The 24484-nt window shown below is 68.9% G+C and carries 27 protein-coding genes, 1 pseudogene and 1 riboswitch; of the genes and pseudogenes, 13 read left to right on the top strand and 15 right to left on the bottom strand.

What is annotated here, in order from left to right:
- Positions 1-45: 45 nt before the first annotated feature.
- The 3 genes from ACWCO2_RS23445 to ACWCO2_RS23435 form a co-directional block, all read right to left on the bottom strand.
- On the bottom strand, positions 46-2286 hold the full coding sequence (locus ACWCO2_RS23445; RefSeq protein WP_450129894.1) for a sensor histidine kinase: 2241 nt from the start codon (positions 2284-2286) through the stop codon (positions 46-48).
- Complete coding sequence (gene eccB / locus ACWCO2_RS23440) at positions 2286-3668, bottom strand: type VII secretion protein EccB (RefSeq protein ID WP_450129893.1); 1383 nt, start codon at positions 3666-3668, stop codon at positions 2286-2288. Before eccB ends, ACWCO2_RS23445 begins: the two co-directional genes overlap by 1 nt.
- Before the next feature lie 706 nt (positions 3669-4374).
- Positions 4375-4716, bottom strand: a complete 342-nt coding sequence (locus ACWCO2_RS23435) for a VOC family protein (protein ID WP_450129892.1) — start codon at positions 4714-4716, stop codon at positions 4375-4377.
- Between the two features lie 144 nt (positions 4717-4860).
- Here ACWCO2_RS23435 and ACWCO2_RS23430 point away from each other — a divergent pair, with 144 nt between their 5' ends.
- Entirely contained in the window at positions 4861-5568 is a 708-nt protein-coding gene (locus tag ACWCO2_RS23430) for an MOSC domain-containing protein (RefSeq protein WP_450129891.1), read from the top strand.
- On the opposite strand, the gene ACWCO2_RS23425 is transcribed toward ACWCO2_RS23430, so the two are convergent.
- On the bottom strand, positions 5569-5718 hold the full coding sequence (locus ACWCO2_RS23425; RefSeq protein ID WP_450129890.1) for a hypothetical protein: 150 nt from the start codon (positions 5716-5718) through the stop codon (positions 5569-5571).
- 151 nt (positions 5719-5869) lie between these two features.
- On the opposite strand from ACWCO2_RS23425, the gene ACWCO2_RS23420 reads away from it, so the two are divergent.
- A complete protein-coding gene (locus ACWCO2_RS23420) occupies positions 5870-6118 on the top strand; it encodes a hypothetical protein (RefSeq protein ID WP_351051310.1) in 249 nt (82 codons plus the stop codon).
- Between the two features lie 188 nt (positions 6119-6306).
- Positions 6307-6639: a putative quinol monooxygenase gene (locus tag ACWCO2_RS23415; RefSeq protein WP_450129889.1), complete on the top strand. Its 333-nt coding sequence runs from the start codon at positions 6307-6309 to the stop codon at positions 6637-6639.
- A gap of 54 nt (positions 6640-6693) precedes the next feature.
- On the opposite strand, the gene ACWCO2_RS23410 is transcribed toward ACWCO2_RS23415, so the two are convergent.
- Positions 6694-7458 carry an AraC family transcriptional regulator gene (locus ACWCO2_RS23410; RefSeq protein WP_450129888.1) on the bottom strand — a complete coding sequence of 255 codons (765 nt, stop codon included), beginning with the start codon at positions 7456-7458 and terminating at the stop codon, positions 6694-6696.
- A gap of 92 nt (positions 7459-7550) precedes the next feature.
- Between ACWCO2_RS23410 and ACWCO2_RS23405 the strand changes: the two genes are divergently transcribed.
- Positions 7551-8357, top strand: coding sequence for a sulfite exporter TauE/SafE family protein (locus ACWCO2_RS23405; protein WP_450129887.1), 807 nt, complete (start codon positions 7551-7553; stop codon positions 8355-8357).
- A gap of 138 nt (positions 8358-8495) precedes the next feature.
- Here the strand turns inward: ACWCO2_RS23405 and ACWCO2_RS23400 are convergent, their stop codons facing one another.
- A complete protein-coding gene (locus ACWCO2_RS23400; RefSeq protein WP_450129886.1) occupies positions 8496-9467 on the bottom strand; it encodes a helix-turn-helix transcriptional regulator in 972 nt (323 codons plus the stop codon).
- Positions 9468-9527: 60 nt separating this feature from the next.
- Between ACWCO2_RS23400 and ACWCO2_RS23395 the strand changes: the two genes are divergently transcribed.
- The gene (locus ACWCO2_RS23395; protein WP_450129885.1) at positions 9528-11753 is read left to right on the top strand and encodes an ATP-binding cassette domain-containing protein; all 2226 of its coding nucleotides are present in this window, start codon (positions 9528-9530) and stop codon (positions 11751-11753) included.
- Here the strand turns inward: ACWCO2_RS23395 and ACWCO2_RS23390 are convergent.
- Positions 11750-12442, bottom strand: a complete 693-nt coding sequence (locus tag ACWCO2_RS23390) for a transglycosylase SLT domain-containing protein (protein ID WP_450129884.1) — start codon at positions 12440-12442, stop codon at positions 11750-11752. The two genes, ACWCO2_RS23395 and ACWCO2_RS23390, sit on opposite strands and share 4 nt — an antisense overlap.
- 193 nt (positions 12443-12635) lie before the next feature.
- On the opposite strand from ACWCO2_RS23390, the gene ACWCO2_RS23385 reads away from it, so the two are divergent.
- Genes ACWCO2_RS23385 through ACWCO2_RS23370 form a run of 4 tightly spaced genes read left to right on the top strand, consistent with a single transcriptional unit; the run spans position 12636 to position 16355 of the window.
- On the top strand, positions 12636-13583 hold the full coding sequence (locus ACWCO2_RS23385; protein ID WP_450129883.1) for a siderophore ABC transporter substrate-binding protein: 948 nt from the start codon (positions 12636-12638) through the stop codon (positions 13581-13583).
- Entirely contained in the window at positions 13580-14611 is a 1032-nt protein-coding gene (locus tag ACWCO2_RS23380; RefSeq protein WP_450129882.1) for an ABC transporter permease, read from the top strand. Before ACWCO2_RS23385 ends, ACWCO2_RS23380 begins: the two co-directional genes overlap by 4 nt.
- Positions 14611-15600 carry an iron chelate uptake ABC transporter family permease subunit gene (locus ACWCO2_RS23375; protein ID WP_450129881.1) on the top strand — a complete coding sequence of 330 codons (990 nt, stop codon included), beginning with the start codon at positions 14611-14613 and terminating at the stop codon, positions 15598-15600. Before ACWCO2_RS23380 ends, ACWCO2_RS23375 begins: the two co-directional genes overlap by 1 nt.
- A complete protein-coding gene (locus ACWCO2_RS23370) occupies positions 15597-16355 on the top strand; it encodes an iron ABC transporter ATP-binding protein (RefSeq protein WP_450129880.1) in 759 nt (252 codons plus the stop codon). Before ACWCO2_RS23375 ends, ACWCO2_RS23370 begins: the two co-directional genes overlap by 4 nt.
- Here ACWCO2_RS23370 and ACWCO2_RS23365 read toward each other — a convergent pair.
- From ACWCO2_RS23365 to ACWCO2_RS23335, 7 genes are all read right to left on the bottom strand, one after another.
- Positions 16348-17049, bottom strand: coding sequence for an energy-coupling factor transporter transmembrane component T (locus ACWCO2_RS23365; RefSeq protein ID WP_450129879.1), 702 nt, complete (start codon positions 17047-17049; stop codon positions 16348-16350). The genes ACWCO2_RS23370 and ACWCO2_RS23365 overlap by 8 nt on opposite strands.
- Positions 17046-18485, bottom strand: coding sequence for an ABC transporter ATP-binding protein (locus ACWCO2_RS23360; RefSeq protein ID WP_450129878.1), 1440 nt, complete (start codon positions 18483-18485; stop codon positions 17046-17048). The genes ACWCO2_RS23365 and ACWCO2_RS23360 overlap by 4 nt, the downstream gene beginning before the upstream one ends.
- Positions 18482-19039, bottom strand: a complete 558-nt coding sequence (locus ACWCO2_RS23355; protein ID WP_450129877.1) for an ECF transporter S component — start codon at positions 19037-19039, stop codon at positions 18482-18484. Before ACWCO2_RS23355 ends, ACWCO2_RS23360 begins: the two co-directional genes overlap by 4 nt.
- 31 nt (positions 19040-19070) lie before the next feature.
- A riboswitch (TPP riboswitch) is annotated at positions 19071-19182 on the bottom strand.
- A 692-nt stretch (positions 19183-19874) separates the two neighbouring features.
- Positions 19875-20960, bottom strand: a complete 1086-nt coding sequence (gene pqqE, locus ACWCO2_RS23350; protein WP_450129876.1) for a pyrroloquinoline quinone biosynthesis protein PqqE — start codon at positions 20958-20960, stop codon at positions 19875-19877.
- A complete protein-coding gene (gene pqqD / locus ACWCO2_RS23345) occupies positions 20953-21234 on the bottom strand; it encodes a pyrroloquinoline quinone biosynthesis peptide chaperone PqqD (RefSeq protein ID WP_450129875.1) in 282 nt (93 codons plus the stop codon). Before pqqD ends, pqqE begins: the two co-directional genes overlap by 8 nt.
- Positions 21235-21289: 55 nt before the next feature.
- Entirely contained in the window at positions 21290-21427 is a 138-nt protein-coding gene (gene pqqA, locus ACWCO2_RS23340) for a pyrroloquinoline quinone precursor peptide PqqA (protein WP_450129874.1), read from the bottom strand.
- Between the two features lie 198 nt (positions 21428-21625).
- On the bottom strand, positions 21626-21841 hold the full coding sequence (locus ACWCO2_RS23335; RefSeq protein ID WP_450129873.1) for a hypothetical protein: 216 nt from the start codon (positions 21839-21841) through the stop codon (positions 21626-21628).
- Positions 21842-21882: 41 nt separating this feature from the next.
- Between ACWCO2_RS23335 and ACWCO2_RS23330 the strand changes: the two are divergent.
- Positions 21883-22065, top strand: a pseudogene (locus tag ACWCO2_RS23330) (GTP cyclohydrolase I); the annotation flags it as partial.
- Positions 22066-22071: 6 nt separating this feature from the next.
- On the opposite strand, the gene ACWCO2_RS23325 reads toward ACWCO2_RS23330, so the two are convergent.
- The gene (locus tag ACWCO2_RS23325) at positions 22072-22485 is read right to left on the bottom strand and encodes a DoxX family protein (protein WP_450129872.1); all 414 of its coding nucleotides are present in this window, start codon (positions 22483-22485) and stop codon (positions 22072-22074) included.
- Between the two features lie 287 nt (positions 22486-22772).
- Here ACWCO2_RS23325 and ACWCO2_RS23320 point away from each other — a divergent pair, with 287 nt between their 5' ends.
- From ACWCO2_RS23320 to ACWCO2_RS23310, 3 genes are all read left to right on the top strand, one after another.
- A complete protein-coding gene (locus tag ACWCO2_RS23320; protein WP_450129871.1) occupies positions 22773-23027 on the top strand; it encodes a PLD nuclease N-terminal domain-containing protein in 255 nt (84 codons plus the stop codon).
- Between the two features lie 445 nt (positions 23028-23472).
- Positions 23473-23664, top strand: a complete 192-nt coding sequence (locus ACWCO2_RS23315; RefSeq protein WP_450129870.1) for a ubiquitin-like protein Pup — start codon at positions 23473-23475, stop codon at positions 23662-23664.
- 160 nt (positions 23665-23824) lie between these two features.
- Complete coding sequence (locus tag ACWCO2_RS23310) at positions 23825-24475, top strand: GntR family transcriptional regulator (RefSeq protein WP_450129869.1); 651 nt, start codon at positions 23825-23827, stop codon at positions 24473-24475.
- The last annotated feature ends 9 nt before the right edge of the window (positions 24476-24484 follow it).

Below are 24484 nucleotides of genomic sequence, written 5' to 3'. Positions count from 1 at the left end.
CTCCGTTGCACCGTGCTGAATTCCGTGTGGGCCGGCCCGTGGGCGTCAAGTCCCGCCGCGCCACGTCGCCTCGATCCAGACCCGACTGCCGTCGACCATTGCGGACGTGTCCACGCCCCCTTCGGACCTCGGTGCGGTGGACAGCGCCGGTTCGAGCGCCTCGGCGATCACGCTGACCGTCACCGCGCCGCCCGTGCCCGCCACCGTCAACCGAACCGTGCCGGTGGCGGTGGCCAGCGCGGTGACCGCGGGCTCGGTGAGCCTGCGGCGCACGTCCTTGGGGATCTCCGGACGCTTGCCGGTCGCGGCGAACCGCACCGAAAGCCCTTGCCGCTCAGCCAGTTCGATGCACGCCCGCAGCTCGTGCAACAGCGGATCGGGCACTGCGGCGTCCTCGGCGAACAAGCGGCGCATCTTGGCCGCCTCCACCGAACACCGTCGGCGCACCGACGCTTCACCGGGGTCGAGGGCGCCTGAGGCCAAGCCGGCCAGCAGCGGGACAGTGGTGGTTTCCAGGTCCGCGTAGCGGTCCTTGCGGTCCCGGTGCAGCTGCCGCGCCACCTCCTCGGAGGTCCGCAGCTGTTCCTCCTCGCGGGCCACGCGCGCCGAGGACACGGCCAGCGCGCGCAGCACGATGGAGATAACCCCGACCGAGAGCTGGTAGGACACGATCAGCACTGTCGCGTTCACCGAGTCGGCGAACGTGATCGCGGCGTCGCCGGCCAGGCCGACCAGCGCGAAGGTCGTCGCGTACTGGGCGATGAGCGTGACGGCGAAGACGAGCAGCCGGCAGTCGAGCAGGAAGAGCACCAGCGTCCAGCCGGCGTCCCCTTCGGACCAATGTGCGAAGCCGAGCAGGTCCTCGGGTCGCACCGACGCGGTCCCCAGCACGGACAGCGCGAAGACGACCGCGATCAGCGGCCAGCGCCACCGGCCGATCGACCGGCCCCGGAGCAGTGCGACGAGCACCACCAGGGTCAGCACGACGAACCCGCCCCAGGCGGTGAACTGGGCGGCCATCGGCCGGTAGGCGTCGGGGTGCGTGAGCAGTTTCGGCAGGTCCAGTAGGCACAGGATGACGAGGTTCATCACCACCGCCGCCCACTGCAGGCCGCGCAGGAACCTCGCGGCGATGTTCTCGGCATCGCCGCCGACGTCCTCCGGGACGCCCAGCGGGCAGGTCATCCGCACCCGTGTTCCCCGGCCGGGGCTGCTGATCACCTCGGCGCTGCCACCGGTCCGGTGCATGCGTTCCACCAGCGACCGGGTCACGCCGTAGCGGTGGCGGGAAATGCGCCCCGGGTCGAACCCACGCCCGCCGTCCACGACCTCCACGACGACGTCGTCACCGTCGTGCGAGACGATCACCTCAGCCCGATCAGTGCCGGCATGCCGCACGACGTTGGTCAGCGCTTCGCGGGTTCCGTGGCACAGGGCTGCGGCCTCAACCGTTGGCATCACCAGTTCGTCCGGGGCGGTCGCGCGGACCGCGAGCGGAGTGCGGGCGACGGTGTCGCGCAGCATGGCGATCAGGTCGACATCACCACCGGAAATCATGGACCGGCCGCGAATCACCTCCAGATCGAGACTGGACTGCTCGGCGAGCCAGGGCTGCTTCTCGTGCACCACGCCTGCACCGACCATCAGCAGCGTGGCCGAAGCGGTGTCGTGCAGTGACGCCAGGTGCTCGCGTTCGTCAGTGCGGCGTGCCTCGGCGACCGCGGTCTGGCGGCGCAGTCGTTCGCCCCGGGCGACGTGCTGGTCAGCGGTCTGCGCACTGCGCCGAACGAGCAGGTACAGCCATCCGGAGAGGGCGGCCTCCATGAGCATCCACAGGTGGATCGGTGCCGCCGTGCGCCAGTCGTCGGGCATGGCCAACGCCGTGCCGACCAGGTGCGCGGCGGTGATCACGGCGGTGGCCACGGCCAGCGCCCGCACTCCAATGTGCCAGGGGTAGACGACCAGGACGACCGCCGCCGCCACCCGGACCCAGGTGGTGCCCTCCGGTCCGGAGTGGATGGGCGTCGTCCAGGCCTGGGTGAGGCAGACCGCGCACACCACCAGGACGTCCAGCACCACCGGCCAGCGCCCGCCGACGTGGGTCATGCGGATCGTGTACGCGACGTTCCACGCGTTGAGCGAGACGACCACGAGCGCGGCCAGCCCGGGGGCGCGCTCGGTCTCCACGACGAGAGAGGCCAGGCTCGCCACGGCCACCACGACCGCCCGCACCCACATCGCGTAGTGCGGTCCCAGGTGGACGAGCCCACGTTCGGCCGAACCCATCAGCCCGCGATCACCTGCCGAGCCCGCGCCGGATCAAGTGCCGTGCCGGTCGGGAACAGAGCGAGCGCGGCAGTGGGTGCGGCGTGCCGCGGCAGGTCCCCGTAGCCGAGCGCGGAAACCGCCTCATCGCCAGGGATCGGGTACTTCGCACCGGTGTCGGTGATCAGGTAGATCGCCCCGACGGGCACGTCGACAGCCGGTTCTTCGGTGACGATCGCGCCAGCGCCCCCGGGCACGTAGATCTCGTTCGCGGTGTCCGGAGCGGGGGCGGCCACTGGAACGACCTCGTCGCCGGGCCGCAGCGGCAGCGCCGCGCCGAACGTGACGCGACCGTCGGTCGTGCACACCGTGGCCGTCCGACCGGGCGCCAGCGGCTCGGGCCGCTTGGCCGGGTACCCGTCCTCGCCGCCTGGGGAGCGCGGGACGCCGCCGATGTCGGCGGTGGCGACCTCGACCCGATGCGGGCGCTCGCCGGGGTAGGCGGCGGCGTTGCTGGTGGACCCGAGCACCAGGTCCGCCTCGGTTTCGGTGATCACGGCCAGACCATCGCGCTGGACCAGGTAGTACTCGCCGACCTCGGACACCAGGACTTGCCCGACCAAGCGGGATCGCGAGCCGACCTGCACGCCGGGCGCACCGGCGCCGGGCACGTCGATGGGGCTCAGGTCCCGGCTGGCTGGGAGGGTGTTCAGCCAGGCAGGGGAGACGAGGACGTCCTCGGCGCCCGCGTACCCGAGGGCCACTGCGGCGCGCTCGCCGTCGAGGCGGTGCCGCTGACCTCCGGTCACCAGGAAGCGTTCCCCGGACGGCAGTCGCGCGAGCATCGCCCGGCCTTCGGCGATCTCGGTGCCACCGGCCTTCGGTCCTAACAGGACGGTGGTGATCGGGGCATCGCCGCTCGGCCGGTCGGGCGGGACGCGGGTGCACGTGGTCCAGGGGCCGGCGAGCATGCGTTCCGGGCGCGGCAGCGAGTCGGGCGCCCCGGCGATGCCGATGGCGGCGCCCCGGGGCGCGCCGGACAGCGACTTGGCGGGCACGGTGACGGTCTTGGTGCCGTCGCCGCCGGCGAGCAGCCGCGCGGAGGCGTAGTTGAGCACCGGGTGCAGCAGTCCGTCCTGTCCCAGGACGAACCTGGTTCCGGTCTCCTTCTCGATGATCACTTGGCCGCCTTGCCGCCAGGCCTCCGCGCGGGTCGGGGTGAGCAGGCCGATGACGCCGAACACCGCGGAGATCAGGAGTGCGACCGCCAACCCGAGCGCGGTGCCGAGCACGACGCGTTTGGCCGGCGCCACTGGGTGGTTGGCGTCGGCGGAGACGAGCGCGGAGACCAGCCGACGGCGCAGGAACCGGTAGGCCTGGATCTGATCTCGCTGGGTCCACACCTCGTGACCTCCGACCGGAGCATCTGACGAGCACTTGATCGAGGTGATCGTACTCAGCGGTGCGCCCTTTTTGTACCTGCTGGGTAACACTAGCCAAGCCCGCAGCGATTAAAGCACCCACCAACTGCCAAAAAGCCGTCCACAAAGCGTATTCCCACGACGGAGCGGTGAACGATCGATGACATCGGCGAAGGTGCGCGCAGCGCGGTGGATCGGGCTGAGAGCAGCGGGTGCCCCGGACGATCGGGAGTCGTTCTCCGGATGGTTGCCGAAAAGTGGCCGCTGGCAGGAACTGCGTGGTGTGACGGATTGCCGGTATTTCTACCGTGTTGAACGGCTGTGGGTTCTGCGCGGGGAACAGGCTGGTGAAACAGGCGGTGCGGGGTTGCCTTCCGCACGGCGCTCAGTCCGCAAGGTCTGCTCGGCTTCTACGGCGATGTGGTCGCGATTGCTTGGGAATCCGGGACCGCAAGATGCTTTTCGGCGTCTCCTTCGGTTATGCGCAGGAGTCGGCGCCCGTCAACCAGATCGAGGTCGGCCGAGCAGAGCTCAGCGAGACGACAAGGTTCCACGCTTAGCGGTGGCGGTTGACTACTCCGCTGCGCGGTTCGCCGATGCGTACGTAGCGTTTCGCGCTGAGACGGTGCAGGTTCGCGGATCCGTCGGGGGCATCCGCACGAAGCCAGCCCGGAACAGTTCGGCGGCGTCAGCCCGGGCCGCCGCCGAAGCTGATCTCATTGCCATCCGCGTCTCGGTAGACCACCTTGGTCACGCCACCTTCGTACGTCTCGCGCTTCGCGGGTTCGATGCCCCGCTGGGCGACCTCGGCGACTCGTTCGTCGAGGTCGTCGACGAACGACAGCACCAGGGCGTTCCCCGCCCGTTCCGGGGCCTCCACGATGTAGATGTAGCGATGCTCGGCCACCTCCCACACCGCCTCGACGTCGTTCGGCAAGAACGACGGCTGGCGGCCGAAGAACCGCTCGTACCACGGCAGCGCCGCGGCGTAGTCGGTGACGGGGATCCCGGCGAAGAGGTCCAGGGGCATGCCGTCCTCCACGTGCACTCGGTGTGTCGTCCGTACCGACTTCAGCAGCATTCAAAACTCGTCGCTCGACGCCTCATCAGTTTGGCCGAAAGCGTCCTGAACTGCAGGGATGTTCGTGAGATGTGGGATCAGTAGTCTCGGGTGGTGGCGATTGCGGGTGTGGTGGAGCGGATCTGGCGGTATCCGATCAAGTCGACCGGCGGTGAGCTGCTGCAACAGGTGGACGTTGACGCGCGGGGCCTGGTCGGGGACCGCCTGTTCGCGGTCCGCGACGCCGAAGGCAAGTTCGGCTCGGGCAAGAACACCCGTCGCTTCCGCAGAATGCCCGGCCTGTTGCAGCTGCGTTCCTGCTACGTCAACGACACCGGCCAGCCGGAACTGCTGGACCCGCAAGGCAACGTCGTTCCCGATCCCACGGCCTACGTTCGCGACTACCTCGGCCGCGATGACGCCGAAGTGGCGCGAGAGGGAGAGATCTCGCACTTCGACCAGCTCCCGCTGAGCGTTCTGACCACCGCCACCCTGGAATGGGTGCGTTCGGCGGTCCCCGGAGTCGCCGTCGACGAGCGGCGCTTCCGCCCGAACCTGCTGGTCCGCACGCCACCCAGCACTCCTCCTTTCGTCGAGGACCAGTGGTTCGGATCCAAGGCGCGGATCGGTGACGCCTTGTCCGTCGAGTTCGTGCGGTCCAGCGAGCGATGCGTGATGACCAACGAGGCCCAGCAAGACCTGCCGCACTCACCTCTGGTGTTGCGAGCCATCGCCAACGCGCACGACACCCGTCTGGACGCGCTGGCAACGGTCGCAGTCCCAGGTCAGGTGCAGGTCGGCGACACGATCGACCTCCTCTGATCAGCCCGCGACTTTGGTGCGCAGGGGGAGCGGGAGGCCGAAGCCTTGTGGTTCGGTGACACCGCTCTGGGCTTCGACCTGGTCGTAGCCGAGTTCGGCGAGACGGTCGAGGAGGTGGGAGACCAGGATCCTCGCGCTTTCGGCATTCATTTCGGAAAATGCGCGAGGAGGTCGTTCTTCTTCAGCTGGCGCTGGAGGCCGTTTGCTCCGTGCGGGTGACGCTGGTCGAAACCGGCCCGGTCGCGGTGGCGGCTCGGGAGACTGGCGCCGCATCGACAGTCCAACTGGGGAGGAACTCGAGATGGCTGATGGTTTTCCCGCGTGGTACCGGGCTTACGGGGATGGCGTGAACATCCGGACCCGACCCGATCCCGGCGCCACGTCGGTCGGCCAGATGCAGACGGATGACCGGATCCTGGTCACTGCGCTGCCAGTGACGGGTGGTGAATACGGTCCGGCGTGCGGCAGCCAGCCGAGCAACCGGTGGTACCCGGTCGACCACTTCGGCCAGCTACGCTACGTGATCATGACCTGTCTCGAACGGGTCTGACGTCGGTCGGGGCCGGATCGGTTCTCGCTGCGATCGGCCCCGCGACCGTCTCTTGTGGACGTCGACTGGTGCTGCTGTTGATCAGAGACCCGTGATCGGAATCGCAAGTCGCACCCCGCCCGCGCGCGGGGGGATCGCCGCCGGGGTAGAACGGGCCGGAAGGCAGTAGTAGTAGGAGGAGGAAGTCGATGATCTTCATCACCGCGAAGTTCCGCGTCAAGCCCGAGCACGCGGAGCAGTGGCCCGAGATCGCCCGTTCGTTCACCGAGGCCACCCGCGCCGAGCCGGGCTGCCTGTGGTTCGACTGGTCCCGCAGCCTCGAGGACCCGAACGAGTACGTGCTGGTCGAGGCCTTCCGCGACGGCGACGCCGGCGGCGCGCACGTCAACTCGGCGCACTTCAAGGCCGCGCAGCAGGAACTGCCGCCGCACCTGGTGGAGACCCCGCGGGTCATCAACATGGAGGTCCCGCAGAACGACTGGTCGCCGCTGGGCGAAATGGCCGTGCCGGAAGGCAACTGAGCCGAACGCGCGCCTCTGCGGTCGGTGCTGCAGGGGCGCGCTTCCACTGTGGAGTCAGTGCGGCTGGAAAGAGCTCGGTGCCGTTCCGGTCTGCTTGCGGAACATCGTGGAGAAGGCCGCCGGCGTGTCGTAGGCGAGTTCCGCCGCAGTCCGGGTGACCGTCAGTCCGGCGGAGAGCAGACGGATGGCGTGCAGGACGCAGGCGCGCTGGCGCCAGTGCTGGAAGCTGAGACCGGTCCCGGCGAGGAACAGCCTGTTGAACGTGCGGCCGCTGACGCCGAGACGGGCGGCCCACCCGGATGGTGCTTCGCGGATGTTCGGGGCCGCCTGGAACGCCTCGCAGAGCTCCCGGAGGTCCGCTCGAGCGGGCAGCGGCAGGCCGAACGGCAGCGGCGCCAGGTTCCGGATCTCGTGCAGAACGAGCTCGACCAGCGCCCCGTCGCGGCTGTGCCGGTCGTACTCCGGCGCGATGTCCACCGCGGCGAGCAGGAGTTCGCGCAGCAGCGGCGATACGTCCACGACCCGGCAGCGCGTCGGGAACCACGGGACGGCTGAGGACTCGAAGTAGAGGCTGCGGGTGCTGACGCCGTCCATCAGCACCTGGTGGTCGGTGTCGGGCGGGATGAGCACCGCCCGGCGCGGCGGCACGGTCCAGCTCCCGTCCGCCGTCTCGACCTGCATGACCCCGGTCGCGCCGTAGAGCAGCTGAGCGCGGCGGTGCCGGTGGAAGGGCAGCAGGTGGCCGGGCGGGTAGTCGGTGCCGATGGCCAGGACGGCGCGGTCGATCCCATCCACCTCGTCCACCGGCACGTTGCGCACCGGACCACGCTAACCGACTGGTGGCGTGAATTCGAATGGGTGTGGCGCAACATCGATTGTGCGCCAGTCACGACCAGTCCTACCGTGGCCGGGTGCTCGTCTCCTCCCTCGTGCTGTTCGGTTTCGGATGCCTGACCGGTGTGACCACGGTCCTGTTCGGATTCGGCGGCGGTTTCATCATCGTGCCGGTCGTGTTCGCGGTCGTCTCCGCGGCGACCGGGGCCGACGCGATGCACACCGCCGTGGCCACCTCGACCGCCGTGATGATCGTCAACGCCTCCATGGCCACCATCGCGCAGGCCCGTTCCGGTCGCCTGCACAAGGAACACCTCCACCCGCTGCTCGAGTTCATCGCGCTCGGTGCCGTTCTCGGTGCGGTTGCGGCGAACTGGGCTTCGGAGACCGTGCTGCACCTGCTGTTCATCGCCTACCTCGCAGTCACCATCGTCGACAGCCTCGTCCGGCGCGGCTTCCTGGACAACTCCCGCGATGTCGCGGGCGCAAGACCGCTGGGCAAGGTCGCCTCGACGGCCGGCGGTGTCGGCATCGGTGCGGTCGCCAGCTTCCTCGGCGTCGGCGGGAGCGTCCTGACCGTGCCGCTGCTGCGGCGCCGGGGCCTGCCCATGGCCGACGCTGCCGCGATGGCCAATCCGCTCAGCATCCCGGTCGCGGTGGCCGGGACCGCGGTGTACGCCCTGGCCACGCCGACGGCGACCTATCCGGGCCAGATCGGCCACGTCAACGTCGTGGTCGGAGCGATCCTGCTCTGCGGCTCCCTGCCCACCATCGCGCTGACCAAGCGCCTCGTCGGCAAGATCCCCGACCGAGTGCACGCGATCGCCTACCTGGCCCTCCTGGCGATCGTCCTGATCGCGATGATCACAACCGTCCTCACCTAGGCCTGTTGATCAGCGCACCCGGGCAGTTTGAGACCAGGCCCTATAACTGGCACTTTCCGTGCCCGGAACGTTCGGTCAGTTGTGGGCAAAACCGCCGCTCGCCGTGATGTGGAGCGGGAAAGTCGTTGGCGGGCTGGGTTATTCCGGGTCGTGCGCGGCGAGGTCGAGGCGGTGGGCCAGTCGGCGGCAGCGGTTCCGGAACTCCGCGGGCTGTTTGATGGTGAAGTAGGCGTCGAGGAAGGCGAGGTTGAGCACCAGCCATTCGAAGGAGTCGACCCAGGTCGTGATCCGGCAGCGGTCCTCGGCCAGCGCTTCGATGGCGCAGTCGGAGAACTTCAGCACGTCGGCGATCTTGGACGCGGGGGAGTGGACGGTGACGACGGCGCGGTGGCGGGGCTCGGCGAGCTTCCCGCGCAGGTACTCGGCAGCGGATTCGGCCGGCAGCGGGCGTGGCGTGAACCGGGTGCCGGGGACGGTGATGTCGCTGATCCGGTCGAGCCGGAAGGTGCGCCAGTCCGCCCGGTCGCGGTCCCAGGCCAGCAGGTACCAGCGCAGGTGAAGGTGCACCTGGCGGTAGGGCTCGATGCGGCGCTGCGACGTTGTGCCGTCGCGGGTGGTGTAGTTGAAGGTGACGTACTCGTGCCGGTCCGCTGCGGCTGCCAGCGTGGCGAGCGCGTCGGCGTTGACCGGTGGGGCGGTCTGCGCGGCGGCTTCGAGGGTGGCGCGCACGGCGGTGGCCCGGGCCCGCAGCCGCTTCGGCAGGAACTGGTCGATCTTGCCGAACGCGCGGTCGGCCGCTGAGCCGATACCTCCTGCGTCGGTGTCGGGTGGTGCGCTGGCGGCCAGCACGCCGAGGCCGACCACGGTCGCGACGGCTTCCTCGTCGTCGAACACCATCGGCGGCAAGGCCCGACCCGCGGCGAGCTGGTAGAAGCCACCCGGCCCCGGCTGGGTCGTGACCGGGTAGCCGTAGTCGCGTAGCCGCTCCACGTCGCGTCGCACCGTGCGGGGACTGGTCTGCAGCCGCGAGGCCAGCTCCGGACCGCTGAAGCAGCGGCCGGTCTGCAGGTGGGCGAGCAGTTCGAGCAAGCGCCGGGTCACATCGCTCATGACCCCATCATCCCCGAATCGAGGTCAGGATCCGGCCACATCTGTTCGTAGCGTCGCTGTATGAGCTCAATGATTCGCATCCGCGGCGCGCGCACGCACAACCTCAAGGCCGTCGACCTGGACCTGCCGCGCGGCGAGCTGGTGGTGTTCGCCGGGGTGTCCGGCTCGGGCAAGTCCTCGCTGGTCTTCGACACGATCGCGGCCGAAGCCGGGTACCAGGTGAACGAGAACTACCCGCCGTTCGTGCGCAACCGCCTGCCGAGGTGGAGCCGTCCGGAGGCGGATGCGCTGCACGGGCTCTCGCCGGTGCTGATCGACCAGAAGCGGCTGGGCGGCAACGCGCGGTCGACGGTCGGCACCATCACCGACGCGTTCACCTACCTGCGGCTGCTGTTCTCGCGGGTGAGCGAACCGCACGTCGGCGAGTCCAACCACTTCTCGTTCAACGACCCTGCCGGGATGTGCCCCACCTGCGCGGGGCTGGGGGAGACGCTGACCACCGACGTCGACCGCATCCTGGACCTGGACCGATCGCCGGAGCAGGGCGCGATCGTGCTGCCCGGCTTCGGCAACGACCAGTACTGGTACCGGCAGTACTCGGAGATCGGCGTCTTCGACATGGCGAAACCGTTGCGCGACTGGCCTGCGGCCGATCGGGAAGCGCTCCTCCACAGCGAGGCGGCACAGCGGTCATCGCTGCGCGTGCCGAAGGACTACGAAGGTGTGGTCGACCGCTTCGAGCGCATCTACCTGCACACCGCCGACAACATGTCCGAGCGCAAGCAGGCGGTGCTGCGCCGGTTCACCCGCTCGGCGCGCTGCCCGGACTGCGCCGGCGAGCGATTGCGCGAAGCGGCTCGCACGGCACGGGTGCTCGGCCGCACCATCGGCGAGATGAGCCGGATGGAGATCGGTGAGCTGGCCGAAATCATCGGTGAAACAAAGGATCCGCGCGTCGCGCCGGTGGTCGCGGCGTTGTCGGACAAGCTCGGCGCGCTGACCGAGATCGGCCTGGGCTATCTGTCGCTGGCGCGGCCGACGACCACGCTGTCGGGCGGCGAGTCGCAGCGCATCAAAACGGTCCGGCACCTGGGCAGCAGCCTGATCGAGATGCTGTACGTCTTCGACGAACCGACCGTCGGCCTGCACCAGCACGACGTGCGATCCATGATCGAACTGCTGAAGTCGTTGCGGGACAAGGGGAACACGCTGCTCGTCGTCGAGCACGACCCGGACGTGATGCGCGCCGCCGACCGGATCGTCGAGCTCGGCCCCGGCGCCGGCGGAGCCGGCGGGCGGATCGTGTTCGAGGGCACTTTCGATGAGCTGACGACCGCGGACACCCCGACCGGGCACGGCCTGCGAACCCGGATCCGGGAGCGAACGCCACGAGTCCCGATGGGCAAGCTGCGCATCGAGAACGCCAGTCGCAACAACCTGCGCGACCTGACCGTCGACGTGCCGACCGGAGTGCTGACGGTGCTGACCGGTGTCGCCGGATCCGGGAAGTCCAGCCTGGCGGCGGAGTTCGCCGCGCAGCACCCGACGACTGTGGTCGATCAGCGCCCGGTGACCGCCAACCGCCGCTCGTCACCGCTGACCTACTGCGGTATCGCTCCGGCGATCCGGAAGCTGTTCGCGCGGCGCAACGGCGTGAGCCCGAAGCTGTTCAGCGCGAACTCCGAGGGCGCGTGCCCGGCGTGCCAGGGCACCGGGGTGATCTACACGGACCTGGCGTTCATGGACGGGCAGGAGACGGTCTGCGAAGCCTGCGCCGGTCGCCGCTTCACGGCTGAAGTCCTGGCCCACACCGTCGACGGACTGTCCATTGCGGATGTGGACGACCTGACCATCGAGGAGGCCGTGCACAGGTTGCCGGAACCGGCGATCGGCCGAGCTCTGCGCGATCTGGTGGACGTGGGGTTGGGCTACCTGCGCCTCGGACAGCCGCTGACCGACCTGTCCGGCGGCGAGTGCCAGCGCCTGAAGATCGCCAAGGAGCTCTCCAAAGCGGACGGCCCCACCTGCTACGTGCTCGACGAGCCGACCACCGGCCTGCACCTGTCCGACACCGAAGTCCTGCTCCAGGTACTGGACCGGCTGGTCGAGCACGGCAACACGGTGCTCGTGATCGAGCACAACCTCGAGGTGATCCGCAGCGCGGACTGGGTGATCGACCTCGGCCCAGGGCCGGGCCGCCGCGGTGGGCGTGTCATCTGCTCGGGAACACCGCAGCAGCTCTTGGCCTGCGAGGAATCGGAAACCGCGCGGGGGTTGCGCGGTTAGCGGTTCGTGACGGCGCTTCCTGCCTTGTCCCAGTTGTCGTGCAGCCTGTCGAGGTAGTTCTGCGCCTGCGGACCTGGGGAAGTGCCCTTCGCGACGGCTCGCATGTTGCCGGGGCCCGCGTTGTAGCCGAGTGCCAGCAGCTCTTCGGTGGTGTGCGCGCCCGACCGCTGATCGGGGAGCGAGGCGGAGAGGTCGTGCAGGTACCAGGACGCGGCCTGGATGGCCAGGTCCGGGTCGTCGGGGAGCTGCAGCCAATCGCGGTCCGTGAAGCCGTGGTTGGCCTTGACCTCGTCGAAGGTGGCGCGGTGCATGTTGGCGACGCCCAGCGCGGCGTCCGGTTTGAACTGGAGCCAGACACGTTCGGTGCCCGGGTCGTGCGGCTTGTAGGACTCGTTGTACAAGATCGCCATCACCAGCTGCGGATCGACGCCGGCTTCCCGCGCGCGGTTGATCACCTGCGCGGCGAACCGCCCCGGATCCTGATCGTCGGAGCTCGGCGAGCCGAAGGCCGGAGCGCTCGGCGCGGCCGGTTCGGTGGGGGCGTCGCGCACCGCGGTGCATCCCGTGACCGCGGCGACGAGCGCGCACGCGGCGAACCAGCGCCACCAACCTCTGCCCGTTTCCAGCCGCATGCCCACATTCGACCAGACCGCGATGCACGTCCACCAACCGACTCGCGGAGTGCTCACCCGACCACGGCGCGTCAGCGGAAGTCCACTATGGATCTATCGGATCGCTTGCCGCTGGTAGGCGCGTTGTGTGAGCACCTGAACACGCTTTTGTCCGAATTGTGGCGAAGCTGACCTTTGTGTGGACTTCGGGCTGTCTTAGCTTAGGCTAAGTTTTGTTCTCGAAGATCGAACGAACGTGAGGAGACTTAGCGTGCTCACCAGCATGTTGCGGCGCGGATGGGTGGCGCTCGTCGCCATCATCGCGCTGTTCACCCTGTCGGCTTGCGGCAGTTCCGCCGGTGGGGACGGTGCGGGCGCGCAGATCACCGTCAACCACGCTCAGGGCTCGACCCAGGTGCCCGCCGACCCGAAGAACGTCGTCGTCTTCGACATCGGCGTGCTGGTCACCCTCGACGAGCTGGGCGTGCCGGTGGCCGGGGTGCCGACCGTGGCCTCGCTGCCGGACTCGCTGGCGAAGTACGGCACCGACGAGTACCCGAAGGTCGGCAGCCTCAAGGAGCCCGACTTCGAGAAGGTCAACGAGCTGGCCCCCGACCTGATCATCGTGGCCAACCGCTCGGCCCCGCAGTACGCGGAGCTGTCGAAGATCGCCCCGACCGTCGACCTCACCGTCGACAACGCGAACTTCCTGGACAGCGTGAAGGAGCGGACCCGGGCGCTGGGCACCATCTTCGGCAAGCAGGCCGAGATCGACAAGCGGTTCGCCGAGCTCGACGAGTCGGTGCGCCAGGTCAACGAGATGGCCACCGAGAAGAAGCTCTCCGGCCTCGTGGTGCTCACCACCGGCGGCAAGATCAGCGGTTTCGGGCCGGGCTCGCGCTTCGGCATCGTGCACGACTCGCTCGGCGTCGCCCCGGCGTATGAGGGCCTGTCCACCGAGAAGCACGGCGACGCGATCTCGCCGGAGTTCATCTCCGAGGTCAACCCCGACATCCTGTACGTGGTCGACCGCGACGCCGCGATCGGCGAAGAGGGCAAGGCGGCCAGCCAGGTCCTGGACAACGCACTGGTCAAGCAGACCGAGGCCGCTCGCAACGGCAAGATCGTCTACCTCGACCCGTTCACCTGGTACATCGCGCCCACCGGCCTGGCCTCGGTCGAGCAGATGGTCGGTGCGGTTCGGGACAGCCTGTCGTGACACGGCAATCGACCGGAGAGCGGTCGGTTGCCGACGCCGGAGGAATGCGGCGAACCCGCGCGGGGGTGCGCACCTGGCAGCTGCTCGTCGCAGCGCCAGTGCTGCTCGCCCTCGCGTGCGGGTCGCTGTTCGTCGGGGTCGGCAGCCTGACCCCGCAGGGCCTGCTCGCCGGGGACCCGGAAGAACTGCTGCTGCTGTTCGAGTCCCGCCTGCCCCGGCTGCTGGCGATCCTGCTGGCCGGCGCGGCGATGAGCGTCGCGGGACTGATCATGATCCACGTCTCCCGCAACCGGTTCGTCTCCCCGTCCACCGCGGGCACCACCGAATCGGCCTCGCTGGGCGTTCTGGTCGCCACGATGCTGTTCGGCTCGGCCTCGCTGCTGGCGAAGATGGCCGTGGCCGCCGTCTTCGCGCTGGCCGGGACGTTCCTGTTCCTGGCCCTGCTCAAGCGCATCACCTACCGCGACATGATCGTCGTCCCGCTGCTGGGCATCATGCTCGGCGGCGTGATCAGCTCGATCACCACGTTCGTCGCCTACCAGTCCGACCTGCTGCAGACGCTGTCGGTGTGGACCAGCGGCGACTTCTCCGGCGTGCTGCGCGGTCGCTACGAACTGCTGTGGGTGGCAGGGGCGATCACCCTGATCAGCTACCTCTATGCCAACCGGTTCACGGTCGTCGGGCTCGGCGAGAGCTTCGCGATCAACCTGGGCGTCGACTTCAACCGGGTGGTCAACGTCGGGCTGGTGCTGGTCTCGGTGACCACGTCGGTCGTGGTGGTCACGGTCGGCAACATCCCGTTCCTCGGTCTGATCGTGCCGAACCTGGTGACCATGGCGCTCGGCGACAACCTGCGCAAGGTGCTGCCGGTGACGGCGCTGGCCGGCGCGTTCTTCGTGCTGCTGTGCGACGTGCTGGGCCGCACGATCCGCTTCCCGTACGAGATCCCGGTCGAGACGGTCGCCGGGGTGATCGGCAGCGCAGTGTTCATCGCGCTGGTGCTCAAAACCCGGAAGAAGGTGGCGTGATGCCGCACCCGGACTCCGCCACCGCCCTGCGCGCCGGACGCCGCGACGAGCGCCGGGTGCTCGGGCTGCTGTTCGCGGTCGCGGTGCTGGCCGTGGTCGGGTTCTGCGTGCTCGGGTTGAAGGGCAACTGGGAGTACGCGCTGGGCATCCGGACCCGCAAGATCGCGGCGATGGTCGTGGTCGGCTACGCGATCGCCTTCTCCAGCGTGCTGTTCCAGACCGTCACGAACAACCGGATTCTCACGCCCAGCATCATGGGCTTCGACTCGCTGTTCGTGCTGATCCAGACCCTGATCGTCTTCCTGTTCGGGTCGCTGGTGCTCACCGGCGTCGACACGCGGCTGATGTTCGCCGTCGAGGTCGGCGTGATGGTGCTGTTCGCCGGCGTGCTCTACCGCTGGCTGTTCGGGCGGCGCAGCCGCGATCTCTACGTCCTGGTGCTGGTCGGCATCATCTTCGGCACCCTGTTCGCCAGCCTGGCCTCGTTCGTGTCCCGGCTGATCGATCCGAACGAGTTCGTGGTGCTGCAGGACACCTACTTCGCCAGCTTCAACGCAGTGGACACCGACCTGCTGGCCCTGAGCGCGCTGCTCGTCGTCGTGGTCTCGGGGTACGGCGTGCGGCTGTTCCGGCAGCTCGACGTCGTGTCCCTGGGGCGCGACTACGCGGTGAACCTCGGCGTCGACCACCGGGCCGTGGTCAACCGCGCGCTGATCGTCATCGCGATCCTGGTCTCCGTGTCGACGGCGCTGGTCGGGCCGATCACCTTCCTCGGGCTGCTGGTGGCCAACCTGGCCCGGCAGCTCACCGGGTCGATCCGGCACCGCGTGCTGGTGCCCGCCGCGGCGCTGATCTCGGTGATCGCCCTGGTCGGCGGGCAGCTGCTGCTGGAGCAGCTGTTCGACCTGGACACCACGCTGAGCGTGGTCATCAACTTCGTCGGCGGTGCCTACTTCATCGCCCTGCTCATCCGGGAGTCGCGGCGTTGATCGAGATCCGCAACATCACCAAGTCCTACGGCCGCACGACCGTCGTCGACGACGTGTCGCTGACCATCCCGCGCGGCGGCGTGACCTCGATCATCGGCCCCAACGGTGCCGGGAAGTCGACGCTGCTGGGCATCGTGAGCCGCCTGATGCCCGCAGACAGCGGCACCATGACGGTCGACGGCCTGGACGTCGCGCGCACCCCGAGCGACCGGCTGGCCCGCACGATGGCCGTGCTACGCCAGGAGAACCACCTCACCGCGCGGCTCACCGTGCGCGAGCTGGTGTCCTTCGGCCGGTTTCCGCACTCCCGCGGCAAGCTCACCCCGGAGGACCTGGCGGCGATCGATGAGGCGATCGGCTACTTCGGACTGGTCCAGCTGGCGGACCGCCAGCTGGACCATCTCTCCGGCGGCCAGCGCCAACGCGCCTACGTCGCGATGGTGCTGTGCCAGGACACCGACTACGTCCTGCTCGACGAACCGCTGAACAACCTGGACATGCGCCATGCGGTGCTGATGATGCGCCGCCTGCGCCGGATGGCCGACGACTTCGGCAAGACGGTGGTCCTGGTGGTGCACGACATCAACTTCGCCTCCTGCCACTCCGACAATGTGGTGGCGATGAAGGACGGCGCGGTGGTGGCTCAAGGTCCCGTCGCGGAGACGATGACCCCGCAGGTCCTGCACGAGATCTTCGACCTCGAGATCGACGTCCACGACATCGCCGGTCAGCGCATCGGCGTCTACTTCAGCTGACCAGGGCCCCGACCGCGTACGGGACGGCGGCGAGCAGGGCTCCGAACAGGAGCACAGCAGTGTCCGTTCGGGTCCAGGGCGCCGGTTCCGCCCAGGTGCGGCGGTGGGCGTGGGCGAAGCCGCGGGCGTCCATGGCGATCGAGGCGCTGGTGGCTTCGCGCATGGTGGTGACCAGCAGCCCGAAGGTGACCGAGCCGGCGTGCCGGGTCCGGGAAACCGGCCCGCGGCCGGGGCCGAACCCGCGCGAACGGCGCGCCCGCGACAGGTGCTGCCAGGTCTGACCGAGCTGCTCGAACCGCTGGAGCGCGGCGGCGAACGAGACGACGAACCGGTGGGGGAGTCGGAGGCGTTGCCCGAGCTGATCGGCCAGCGCCATCGGCTCGATCAGGGGCGCGACGGCCACCCCGGGCAACGCCAGCACAGCGATGCGCAGACCTGCCGTGGCAGCGACGTCGAGCTGACCGCCGCCAAGCAGCCACGTCGAGTAGGCGACAGACGCGCTGCCCAGCAGGACGGTCGCGAACCGGATCGGACGCCCGGAGCGCGCGGGCAGCATCAGCAGCCCGGCGAGCACGTAGACGCACGTGGTGATCATCGCGGAGGTCAGCGAACGCACGCCCAGCGAAGCGATCAGCGCCAGCAATCCCACCGCGACCAGCACCAGGGGATTCACCCTGGCCAGCACACCGTTCATCGCGCCAACACCTGCCCGCGGTGCAGCCGCGTTTCGCGATCGGAGATGTCGATCAGGATCGGGTCGTGGGTGGACACGCCCGCAGTGGTGCCGGAGCGCGCGGCCGCGCGCATCCACCCGGCGATGGCAGCCCAGGTGTGGCGGTCCTGCCCGACGGTGGGTTCGTCGAGCATCAGCGCGCCTGGCCGGTGCGCGAGCGCGGCGGCGAGCGCGACGCGTCGCTGTTCGCCGCCGGAGAGCCGGTAGGGGTTGGCGTCGGCGAGAGCGCTCAGGCCGAGCACGTCCAGGATCGGCTCGACCTGGACGGTGGTGCCCAGCCGTGCCCCGGTGTGCGCGATCTCCTGCCGGACGCTGGTGGTGAGGAAACCGTGCTCCGGGTTCTGCGGAACCCACCCGACGATCCGTGCCAGCTCGATCGAATTCATCCGGTGCAACGGGATAGGCGTGCCGCTGATGCTGCCGCGATTGGGGCGGACCAGGCCGGCCAGCGCGGCGAGGAGCGTGGATTTGCCCGCTCCCGATGCGCCGGTGAACGCCGAGACCTGCCCTGGCGGTACGGAGACCGAGACGCCGTCGAGCGCTGTGACCGCAGCGGATGAGCGCATCCGCCGGGTCACGAGGTCCACGCCTAGATCGTGGGCGTCGAGCTGCGGGCCGGGGCCGTCCGGAGCCACCACGGCTTCCGGTACGTCGATCGGCTCGGGCACGGGCAGATCGGACATCCACACCCCGGCACGGCCGAGCTCCTGGGTGAGCCGGGCCCGGCAGGTTTCGGGGTCGACGTCGTGCACGACCTGGCCGTGGGAGTCGAGGACGACGACACGGTCGATGAGCTCCAACCACGGTCCGATCTGGTGGTCGACGACCACCAGGGAGGCACCCGTGCTCGTCACGACGTTCGCCACGGCGTTGCGCACCCGGTCGGCGTTGTCGGGATCGAGCATCGAAGTCGGCTCGTCGAGCAGCAGCATCGAGGGCTGCATCGCCAGAACCCCGGCGAGAGCGAGGCGCTGCAGCTCGCCGCCGGACAGCGCCGACGTCGGCCGGTCGAGCGGGTAGTCCAAGCCGACCAGCTCGAGGGCCTCGGCGACCCGCCGCCAGATCTCCTCCCGAGGGATCCCGTTGTTCTCCGGCCCGAACGCCACATCGCGGCCGATCCGATCAGCCACCACCGCGGACCCGGGGTTCTGCAGCACCAGCCCGATCTGGCCGTCGACCTGGACGTCCCCGCTGGCCTCACCGGGCAGCGCGCCGCCGAGCACACCGGCCAGGGCGTGGATGACCGTTGACTTCCCCGCCCCGCTCGGCCCGGCCAGCAGAACCCGCTCGCCGGGCCGGATGCGCAGGTCGAGCTCGTGGATCGTGGGAGCGCGCCGTCCCAGCGGCTTCCAGCTGAAGCCCCGCAGCTCAGCGCGCAGCCCCGTTGAGATCGTCACACCGCTGTCCGCTCGTGGTGCTCCCGGCCGGGCCCGAAGGCGTCCAAAGCCCCGGTCGCGGCCAGACCGCGAACCAGTGCCCAGCCGCCCAGACCGGCGATGACGACTCCGGAGATCACGAAGAACCCGAGGTGAGCCAGCTGGTAGGGCAGCGCCCAGTCCACGTAGTAGACCTGCCACTCGTAGAACGACTCGAACGCCGCAGCGAGCGCAGCACCCAGCGCGGCGACCAGGGGACCGAACCGGGTCCACAGGAACACGCCCAGGACCAGCTCAACCCCCAGCCCCTGGACGCACCCGGAGACCACGGTCGACAGGCCCCAGCTGTTGCCGAGCAATGCCTCGACGGAAGCGCCGATGACCTCGGTCAGCAGCGCGGCCCCGGGCTTGCGAACAATCAGACCGCCGATCACGCCACCGAGCAGCCACGGACCCCCGAAGAGGCCGGCGCTGGGCGGAAAGGCGAATACGGAGAAGGTGCTCAACACCTGGTAGAGCTGGGACCAGCCCCAGAAAGCGACGCCGATCGCGACACCGAGCATGGCCACGGTCACGAAATCGATCGTCCGATAGCGGAAAGCGGCACCGCGCACCACTTGAACTCCCTTCGCCGGTGCTAACCGGAGCAGGTTCGGAGGGTCTGCGGCTCACCCGCACTCTCAGCGCCCTTCACAACGGCGCTCCCCTGTCATCAGCCCCACACACTACCTCCCGCATCAACGCTCTCAACACCGACTCCGTCCGGGGGAGTGGTGCTGGCGGCGGACGAAACTGTCCGCAGTGGGTCAACTGCCGGGCGTAGCGATCAGTGGATTCGTTGAGCCCTGGGCCCTCCCGCCGGATCCATGGGGAGTGCGCTTCTGGAGGGGTCCCTTCGGGTTCAAAGCCGAGGGGGGTCACCTGACCTGAGAAGCGATTTTGGCGGAACTGGGGCCCTCCTGCTGTGTCGACGGACGTCACCACCCTGCGAACAGTGGCGATATAGGGCGACGCGCGTGAGCTCCGTCCCTCCGGGACGTCGGTCCATGGCGGAGCGATAGGTGGTGACGGTGGCAGTTTTTCTTGAAATTGGCGTCGGTGCCCACTGCACGTTTCGTCTAAAACGTTGCCAATTTCAGGAAAAAACTGGCTCGCCTGCCAGGGTGGCCACCTACCGCTTTGAACCCCAAAGAAATCTTGCTCTCAACGCCACCTCTGCGCGCGTTCGTCCGCCCTGTAACACCGCTGCTGACACGATGGTGCCGTCCCATCGGCCCACGGATACGGCAGAAGAGCCCGAATTTTGGGAAAAACTGCCCGCCTGCCAATGCGACCACCAGCGAATCCACAGTGCACAGTCGTAGGTCGTGAGTGCGTAGCGGTGTTCTAGCACTGCTGTGCACTCACGACCTACGGGATGTCGCGGGGGTGGGGGCGTGGGGTGAGGACTTTTTCGCGGTGTTCTTCGTTGGCTGCTTGGACTGCTTCGGTGACGATGTTGTGGTCTGGGGAGAGGATGCAGACCGGGTCTGTGCGGGCTGGGTCCCCGGTGAGGAGGTAGGCCTGGCAGCGGCAGCCGCCGAAGTCGACTTCTCGGCGGGGGCAGCTGTGGCAGGGTTCGGGCATCCAGTCGGTTCCCCGGAAGGCCTGGAACATCGGTGAATCCGACCAGATCCGGCCCAGCGCGTCGGTGCGGACGTTGGGGTGTGGGAGCGGCAGGACGTGTGCGGCGGGGCAGGGGAGGACGTCGCCGTTGGGCACCACGGTGAGCTGGTGCGAGCCCCAGCCGCCCATGCAGGGTTTGGGGTAGCGGCTGTAGTAGTCGGGGAGCACGTAGATGATCTCCACCTGGCCCTTCAGTCGCGTGCGGGCGGCGCGCACGACCTCCTCGGCGTGGTCGAGCTGGGCTCGGCTGGGCAGCAGCGCGGCGCGGTTGCGCAAGGCCCAGCCGTAGTACTGGGTGTTGGCCAGTTCGACGCGGTCGGCGCCGAGCTCTTCGGCCAGCGCGAGGATTTCGGTGATCCGGTCGATGTTCAGCCGGTGCAGCACGGTGTTCATCGTCAGCGGCCAGCCGAGTTCCTTGATGAGGTGGGCTGCCGCCACCTTGCGGTCGAAGCTGTGGGTGCCCGCGATCCGGTCGGACGCGGTGGCCTCGTGCGCCTGAATGCTGAGCTGCACGTGGTCGAGGCCGGCCTCGCGCAGTTGTTCGGCCCGTCGCTGGGACAGGCCGAGTCCGCTGGTGATGAGGTTGGTGTAGAGGCCGAGTCCGCTGCCGAAGCGCACGATGTTCACCACGTCCCGGCGCTGCAGGGGTTCGCCGCCGGACAGGTGCAGTTGCAGGACGCCCAGCTCCTGGCCCTCGCCGATCACCCGCTGCCATTCCTCGGTGGTCAGCTCGTCGCGGTAGTCGCCCATCCGCAGCGGGTTGGAGCAGTACGGGCAGTGCAGCGGGCAGTCGTAGGTGAGCTCGGCCAGCATTCCGTAGGGGCTAGTCATCGCCGACCTCCACGTACCGCCTGAGAACGAGCCGGTCGAGGAACCCGGTCACCTCCTCGTCGGCCACCCGGTCGTACCGGCCGCGCAGGTTCGCCACGATGTCGGCGACCGTGCGCTGCCCGTCGCACAGATCGAGGATCGACGCTCCCGGCGGGTTCAGGACCAGCACGGACTCCGGCCCCAGCAGGACGTACTGGCTGCGCGACCGGTCGAAGGCCAGCCGCACGTGCGAGGCCAGAGCTGGTCGGCTCGACGATCGCACCGCCGTGGTCATCCGCGCTCACCTCAGTCCGCCCGGCGGGAGATCGGTCCCGATCTCCCGACCGCTGCTAGTCCTCCATCCGGCCGATGTACATCGTCACTTCGGAAGTGCACAGGACTTCTTCGAAGTCTGGGTGCTCCCACACGGTTTCCTCGAACTCCGGCGGCTCCCACCGGAGAGCGGGGCGGGCGGTTTCGGATTCCACGGTTGACACCTCTTCCATCGACTCCGTGACGGCTCGGGGCTTGTGAGGGAAAAGCTCCCCGAAGTGCCGGGCCATCGCAGGTGCAGCATAGCTCCGCAAGCAGTGTTCCAGTAACCCGTGCGGCGCCGGTATGGGCAGGTCAGCGGCCGAATTCAGGGCTTTCGTCCCGAACCATCGTTACGTGCTGTACATAGATCGTCACGTGCTGTGCAGCGAGACGCAGCACTCGCCGGGGCGCGGTTCGAGCACGGCTTCGACGGAGCGCGCCTGGAGTCCGGCGAGGAAGCCGCTCAGGAAGGCGTGGTTGAGGCCGCACACCAGTTCAGGGACGCAGTTGCGCAGCCGCACGCAGTCAGGCACCTCCCGATCCGGTTCGAAGCCGTACCCGGCGAGCGCCTCCCGGGCCTTGGTCAACGCCCGTTCCGCGCCGAGTCGGCCGGGGCGGGTGCGTTCGGCTGTCCGAGCAGCTGCAGCCCAAGGGCGTCGGCGTGGTCATCGAAGCCGAGCACACCTGCATGACGTTGCGCGGAGTGCAGGCCACCGGATCGAACACGGTGACCTCGACCCTGCTGGGCACGTTGCGCCAGGACGCCCGTTCGCGGCAGGAGTTCTTCGCCCTCACCGGCGTCAACGCCTGATCCGGATCACCGCGCGCGGGACTGCCGCGCGCGGTGCAGGAGGGCGTCGATCGAGAACGGGCCCGCGCCGAGCGCTGCGAAGAGCAGGAAGAACCAGCTGTACAGCGCAGCCAGCTCGCCGTAGTTCTGCATGGGGAACAGCCCGCGCGGTTGGTGCACGGTGAAGTACGCGAACGCCATCGCTCCGGAGGAGATCAGCGCTGCCGGCCTGGTGCCCAGACCGATCAGGACCAGCCCGCCGCAGACGAACTGGATCAGGCCTGCCCACCACCCCGGCCAGAGCCCGACGGGCGTGGGGGCGCCAGCGCCGAGCACTCCGAACAGCGTCGCTGCGCCGTGCAGCACGAAGAGGAACGACACGACGATCCGCGCGACGGCGAACACGACTTCGCCGATCCGGTCCCAGGCATCCTGCGTCACGCTGAACGCCTCCCTTCCGCGTCAGGCCGGAGGTGTTCGCCAACTGGCTGCCCGCGCGGGCGCGATTTCAATCCACCGATCGTCCTGACCACATTGGACATTGGGGACCGGCTACGACTGGAGTGCTACCCGGGGTACGACTCGCGGACCACTGCGGAACCAGTGCTCGGGAGGATGTGAGCGCACGCGCTGCCGAAATACCTTCATCCTCGAAGTTGATCGTGGGAACGGAAAACCCGCGACGGGGTACGAGACGCGCCACCGGCGCGGACAGGAGAGCGCGCAGCATGCACGCAGTCGTCCAGCAGGCTTCATTGGCCCTCGACAACGAGGCGCTCACGGGCGGCCTGGTCCTCTTTCTGATCGCCATTCCGGTGCTGCTCTACGTGGTGCTGGTCATCGGTGCGCTGATCAGCGTCCTCGGCTCGCCCCAGAGCTTCGGGATGAAGGTGGTCTGGATCGTGTTCGTGTTCCTCGCGCCGTTCCTCGGCAGCATCCTGTGGTTCCTCATCGGCCGCGGGAACGCCCGCGAGCGGGCTTGACCCACGACCCGCAGGTCCGCGCCCCGGCGGGCAGTCGCTCGGTGACCATCACCGCGACCGCCTGACCGGGGCTTTCGTCTTCTTGCAGGTAACCGCTGAGGAACTCACCGAGGCCAGGCTGGAGCTGATTCGTGACTGCACCGGCCGCCGGGTGCGCAGTGCCCGGCGGCCGGTCGTGGGAACGCGCGATCAGTCGTAGCCCAGGGCGATCACTTCGTCGACGCCCTCGTCGGCCTCCGGTTGCGGAGTCCGCGGGGTGTCTTCGGCGGGGGTGATCTCCTCGTTCGGATCCACTTGGACCAGTCCCAACGGGTCGAAGCCGGACAGGTGCGCTCCAGCACTACCCGGCCCCGGACACCTCGGAAACGTGAGTCATAACCCGGATTCTCCTTGTGCTGCAACGGGTACTGCGATGAGGACGACACGCCGATCAGGGAGCTCGCCGATGCGACAGGAGAAGAACCACCAGCGGCCGGTCGAGGACGACGCTCCTGCCGACGAACCCGCGCGGACCGGTAGCCAGCGGCGCGAGAAGCTCAACGACGACACCGAAGCCGCCCTGGAGGAGATCGACGACATCCTCGAAGAGAACGCCGAGGACTTCGTGCGCTCCTACGTGCAGAAGGGCGGTCAGTAGCCGTCTCGCGTCGAGGCGCTCCCTGCCTGCCTTGACGCTCTCGCCCGTCCATCGCGGCGGCGGACGGATCGGTCCACTGTGGATCGCGGGACGGTGGACCACTGCCGGAGCGGTTCCGCCGATACGATGGCGGTCCAGACCGCGATGGAGATTTGAACTCATGGCACAGGCAGGGAGCTTCGAACCCGAGTCGGAGCGCGTGATGCGGCAGCTCCGAGACGAGATCGTCGACGGCGTCCGAGCCCCGGGCAGCAGGTTGGTGGAGCGCGACCTGGCGGCCGAGCTGGGGGTGAGCCGCCTCCCGGTGCGCGATGCGCTGCGGTCGCTGGTGGCCGAAGGGCTGGTCACGCCCCGGCCGCGCAGCTGGGCGGTGGTCCGCGAGTTCACCGCCTCGGACGTTGCGGACCTCAACGAGGTGCGCGGGGCGTTCGAAGCGCTCACCTTCAAACTGGCGGCCCAGCGGCGGACCAAGGACGGCTTGGCCCGGCTCCGCGAAGTCGTGGACGCCGAGCTCGCGGCGGCGCGCACGGGCGACGAGGTGCGGGCCCGGCGCGCGGCGGCGGACTTCCACGAGGTGGTGACCTCGCTGGCGGCGAACGAGCTGCTCAACGAGCTGGATCGGGTCATGAGCGGCCGGATGCGGTGGCTGCTCGGCCAGCACGACGACCTCACCGCGATCGCCGAGCAGCACGAGGGCCTCTACGCGGCCATCGCCGACCGGGACGTTGCGCGGGTGGAGGAGCTGATCGCCGAACACCTCGCCGCTGGTCAGGGCATGGCCGCAGCACGCCAGCGCCCGGCGGGTTCCTGACGATCAGCG

This window comes from Saccharopolyspora sp. NPDC002376, from assembly GCF_053593195.1.
Note: the sequence above shows the minus strand (reverse complement) of the source record. Positions and strands in the feature narration are given on the sequence as shown.

Bases quoted from the DNA above. Each gene is read 5' to 3' on its own strand.
- ACWCO2_RS23365 (WP_450129879.1), bottom strand. From the start codon at position 17,049: ATGAACGGTGTGCTGGCCAGGGTGAATCCCCTGGTGCTGGTCGCGGTG.
- ACWCO2_RS23415 (WP_450129889.1), top strand. From the start codon at position 6,307: ATGATCTTCATCACCGCGAAGTTCCGCGTCAAGCCCGAGCACGCGGAG.
- ACWCO2_RS23400 (WP_450129886.1), bottom strand. From the start codon at position 9,467: ATGAGCGATGTGACCCGGCGCTTGCTCGAACTGCTCGCCCACCTGCAG.
- ACWCO2_RS23315 (WP_450129870.1), top strand. From the start codon at position 23,473: ATGCGACAGGAGAAGAACCACCAGCGGCCGGTCGAGGACGACGCTCCT.
- ACWCO2_RS23420 (WP_351051310.1), top strand. From the start codon at position 5,870: ATGGCTGATGGTTTTCCCGCGTGGTACCGGGCTTACGGGGATGGCGTG.
- pqqD (WP_450129875.1), bottom strand. From the start codon at position 21,234: ATGACCACGGCGGTGCGATCGTCGAGCCGACCAGCTCTGGCCTCGCAC.
- ACWCO2_RS23445 (WP_450129894.1), bottom strand. From the start codon at position 2,286: ATGGGTTCGGCCGAACGTGGGCTCGTCCACCTGGGACCGCACTACGCG.
- ACWCO2_RS23375 (WP_450129881.1), top strand. From the start codon at position 14,611: ATGCCGCACCCGGACTCCGCCACCGCCCTGCGCGCCGGACGCCGCGAC.
- ACWCO2_RS23310 (WP_450129869.1), top strand. From the start codon at position 23,825: ATGGCACAGGCAGGGAGCTTCGAACCCGAGTCGGAGCGCGTGATGCGG.
- ACWCO2_RS23395 (WP_450129885.1), top strand. From the start codon at position 9,528: ATGAGCTCAATGATTCGCATCCGCGGCGCGCGCACGCACAACCTCAAG.
- ACWCO2_RS23320 (WP_450129871.1), top strand. From the start codon at position 22,773: ATGCACGCAGTCGTCCAGCAGGCTTCATTGGCCCTCGACAACGAGGCG.
- ACWCO2_RS23425 (WP_450129890.1), bottom strand. From the start codon at position 5,718: ATGAATGCCGAAAGCGCGAGGATCCTGGTCTCCCACCTCCTCGACCGT.
- ACWCO2_RS23435 (WP_450129892.1), bottom strand. From the start codon at position 4,716: ATGCCCCTGGACCTCTTCGCCGGGATCCCCGTCACCGACTACGCCGCG.
- pqqE (WP_450129876.1), bottom strand. From the start codon at position 20,960: ATGACTAGCCCCTACGGAATGCTGGCCGAGCTCACCTACGACTGCCCG.